At 61.8% G+C, this 241-nt stretch carries 1 protein-coding gene; it reads left to right on the forward strand.

Annotated features, from left to right (window positions below; genetic code table 11):
- Positions 1 to 241, forward strand: a 241-nt coding sequence (locus FQ668_RS28105) for a CorA family divalent cation transporter (protein ID WP_369333854.1), incomplete at both ends; no start/stop codon positions are given.

Genomic DNA, 241 nt, shown 5'->3' on the forward strand with positions numbered 1-241 from the left:
GTCTCGGTGCGTATCTTTGCCGAGGCGCAGCGGGTCATCTCGCTGCGCCTGCGGCCGTTGCGCGCCAGTGACGAGATTCTCCAGCAGCTGGAAGAGGGCAGGGGCCCGAAATCGGCTTCCGAGCTGTTGCTGCTGATGGGCGAACTGCTCACCGAAAAGGTTCAGGGCCTGGTCAGCGACCTGTCCGAACTGGCCGACATTGAGGAAGAAAAGGTTGAATCCGACGAACGGTATACCCCGG

It is taken from the genome of Pseudomonas sp. Kh14 (assembly GCF_900291005.1).
Taxonomy (GTDB): Bacteria; Pseudomonadota; Gammaproteobacteria; order Pseudomonadales; family Pseudomonadaceae; genus Aquipseudomonas; species Aquipseudomonas alloputida.